Origin of the sequence: Myxococcus vastator, assembly GCF_010894475.1 — a bacterium.
GTDB lineage: Bacteria > Myxococcota > Myxococcia > Myxococcales > Myxococcaceae > Myxococcus > Myxococcus vastator.
In genome coordinates, this window is record NZ_JAAIYB010000623.1 from 1 (window position 1) to 3745 (window position 3745).

At 70.0% G+C, this 3745-nt stretch carries 2 protein-coding genes; both read right to left on the minus strand.

The features are described 5' to 3' along the window. Window positions 1-190 precede the first annotated feature (190 nt). Window positions 191-1666: a hypothetical protein gene (locus G4D87_RS35045; protein ID WP_240358858.1), complete on the minus strand. Its 1476-nt coding sequence runs from the start codon at window positions 1664-1666 to the stop codon at window positions 191-193. 116 nt (window positions 1667-1782) lie between these two features. Next, window positions 1783-3745 (minus strand): hypothetical protein (locus G4D87_RS35050; protein WP_163787039.1); only part of this gene is annotated, 1963 nt, incomplete at its 5' end.

Sequence of the window (3745 nt, forward strand, 5' to 3'; positions counted from 1 at the left end):
GGCGTCAGTCGTTGAGGCGGGGGATGGTAATGATAGACAATTTCGCGGAGCTGGCAAGTCAGGCCGGGCCCCGCGGGGTCTATAATTGATTGATGAAGGAAAGGACGCGGGCTGCAGTGTCACGTTCCTGACGGACCGCCCTCAGGGGCTGTCGTCAGGAGTGAAAGCAGGTCGGGAATCACCCTGCGTCCTAAAGCCATTCAAACACAGGACCCCAGATGGGGTCCGTGGTGAGGATGAACGTACCCTGGAGCATTTCAATCAACTCCAGTGGACCCGCCACTGGGTGCTTCGGTGACGCGGGTGGACCTCGCTGCCCCGAATGCATCAACCTGCCGTCTTCCAGGAGAATGGCCCAGCGCACGTCGCCCGCCCTGTTGGAGTCGGGGTGGTGGCAGTGTCGCGCCACCGCGGCGCGCGCCTTCGTGGGGAGCTCGGGCAGCGGCGTCATGCGCGGGGGCGCCGCGAGCCTGCCGTCGGAGCGGAAGCGGACTTCCGCCAGCATGGGCTGCCGAGGATTCTTCAGCGACGCCGCCACCAGCGCCGCATGGACGTGCCCCCCATCATCAATCCAGACACCTGGCTCGGAATCAGGAAGCGCGCTCAGCCCACGGAGGAGCGTGCCCGCCGCGCGGCTCAGGCGCCCGGCGCCTGTGGCTCGCACGTGCTGGACCTCCAGCCCTCCCGCGGCTGCGCTCACGAGCACGATGCTGATGCCATTGCCCACGGCCCCGGGCTGCAGCGTGGCGCGAGCCGCCAGGGGCACGGAGGGAAGCCGCACCTGCCCCACCTCCTTCCCGGGTGTGACCTGGGGCGCGTCCATGCTCGACTGGAATCGGAGAAGCCGAAGCCCTCTGCCCCCAGCGTCCACGATGGGGACGAAGAGCTCTCCGGCATGTGTCTCCAGGGGCGGACGGACGAGCCGCTCAGGCGGCGCCTCCAGGTCGAAGCGGAAGGGCGCCGCGGTCGTCGCGGGCGGCGCCAGGGCGAGAATCGACGCGCCCTGGCGCCAAAGGACCCAGCTCACGGCCTCACCGCCCGGCGCGTCGTTGGTCCACGGGGCCAGCGGCTCGGTAGCACCTGGCGCCACCGCCCCCAGTACCTTTGACGTCCGCCGGGTGACGCCGCGTCCGTCCTCGTCCGTCTCGTCCACGAAGACGGCTTGCATCAGCAGGGTCTCCCCCTCCAGGTACTGGAGCCACACGGTGCCAACCCCGGAGTACGGCCCTCCACCCATCATCACTCCCGCCGACGCCGAGCCTGGCCGTCCTGTCACGACGTCGAACTCCACCGGCGCGGACACCGTGTCGATACCCGCGGCCTGGAGTCTCGCGGTCAGCCGGTAACGGCCGGGCTGGCGGATGGGCACCCATTCCTGGAGTGGCACGACGGACTCGAGCACGCGCCCCGAACCCAGCCGGACCTGGGGCGCGACGACGCCACCGAGCGGCTGCGTCCCTTCACGCTCGATGACAGTGTAGTGATTGACGGCATGGCCCGTCGGGTACTCGGGGCCCGTGACGGTGTATGTCAGGGATTGGTCGGAGTGCCGGAAGGGGTCGGGAAACTCCAGGGGCGTGGCGCTCTCGTTGGACAGAGCGATGCGCACGTCCAGGTCTTCTGAAGTGACGAGCTGCGCCTTGGACAATCTGAGCTGGATGCGCATGGGCGCACCTCCAGAGGGTGGAGATGGTGTCGTCTTGACTTGGGATGGCGTGGGGGAGGGGCTCGCCGCCGACAGGGTCAGCACGAGCAGCCAGGGCCCGGAGCGGATGGAGGCGCTCATGGTCGCGCGTTCCGGGCACCGTCGCGGTCCAGGGCGCGGGTGTTCCATCCCCGCAGGCGCAGAAGACAGAGCCCACAGAAGCGCCGCTCCGTCGCGAAGTCATAGCCCATCAGGCAGTCCTTCCCGTTGAGGTCGTGGCGCTTCGCCTGGGCGCCGCCAATCTCGCGGTGCGTGGGGAAGGGGGCATGCGGCAGGAAGAGCTGGTGCCCGATTTCATGCGCCAGCGTCTGCTCCAGCGTGTTGACGGTGTTTCGGTAGTTGCCCGGCGCGGCGCATTGGATGACGGCGCAGCGGTCCCGCTTCCGCGAGGGGAACTCCGACGCGAACCCGTTGACGCGAATGCCGCCGACCGTCGTCTCCAGGTTGTAGAGCCCGGAGAATTGAAACAGCGCGATGCCCGCGGCCGTCCCCAGCGCCGAGTCCAGCGCCCGTGTGAGCAGCGCCTTTGCCCAGTCCTTGCACTGCCGGTGGTACTCGCGCGCCTCCAGCAGGGGCACCTTGCGCTCTCGCGTGGGCGCCAGCCACCGGGGGAGGTCCGTATCGCCGCAGCGCTTCACGCGCCGCACCTCGGCCAGGAACTCCGCGTGGGTGCGGAAGGTGACGGCGTGGCCGCCCGCCGCGTACTGGTCCACCGCGGGGTCGATGGCCGCCCGGAGCTCCCAGTGCCGGGACTCCGCCACGGCCGCGGCGATGCGCGCGTTGTAGTCCTCGGCGCTCCATCCCGAGCCCCCGCCCGTGCGGTCCTCCAGGCGCAGGAAGGCCTGCTCGAAGTGGCCCTGCACGGTGGAGAGTGAGAGTCCGGAGGCGCCCGCGTCCTTGCGCAAGAGGCGGGAGAGGTGGACCTCACGCCACGACTCGAAGACGCCGGTGGAGGCGCGCACGGCGGCGGGCAGCGGGCCATCCTCGTCCACGTCCAGCACCACGCCGCCGTCCCTGCGGCGGTCATAGGCGAGCTGCACCGTGACGCGCCAGGCGTCTCCCGCGATGCTGGAGGGCTGGAACACCACGCCGGTGCGACCCGCGAAGGCGCCCGTGGTCCAGGCCTGGCTGTAGGCCGCCCAGCCGCGCTTGTTGCAGGGCGTGACGCGGAAGGGGAAGGCGCCGTCACGGGGCTCGGCCTGGGGCGCGTAGCCGGCCTGCCTGGGGAACACCGCCGAGGACGGCGCGCCGCGCTTGCCGCCCACGTCCCGGTGCGCGTTGTCGCCCTTGGGTCGTGACGTCGAACAGTGCCGGTCCAGCGCATGTCTGAGGAAGGCACGGGCCGTGGGGGCATGGTGTTCGAGCGCCTCCGTTTCGTCCTCCCAGTCCCAGAGGAAGCGCACGCGGCCCAGGGCCTTGGGGGCATCCACCCGGTTGCCGCGCGAGTCCTTCAGCCACGCCCGGGCGAACAGCGGAAGCTCCGGTCCGCCGCCCCAGTGCTTCCGGTGCAGTTGGTGGTCGGTGTCGTCGAACATCTCCGATGGCTTCGTCTTGAAGACGTTCCCCACCAGCCGGAGTTCAGCCTTCTCTCCGGGCGCGGGGAGCCGCTTCAACGTTTGGGTCAGCTCGCGGTCGCGTGGTCGCGAGAGCACCCGAGGCTCGCCCAGCTCCAGGTCAACGCCCGCCACCAGGACGTGGAAGAACGTCCACGCCACGGGCGCCTGCGCCAGTCCGCTGCCCTGGAGCGTCAGCTTCAGCTTGTAGGGCGAGTGCTCCACCGTGACGACGCCATCTGGAAAGGTCTCCGACTCGGGCACGCGGCCATCCCATTTCCACCGGTGCTCGCCTTGGAGCAGCTCCTCGGCGCCCAGCTCACGCGACCACAGCGGCGCCTTGCGGTAGCGCGTGAAGAGCTCCAGCTTTCCGGCGCGCACCCGCCCGCCCGTATTGAGCAGGTGCCACGTCAGCTCCACCGGCTCGACTTCGGGCGCGAAGTGGAAGCCGTCATCCCCCCCCGCCAGCGCGGGGAAGGGCGTGGGG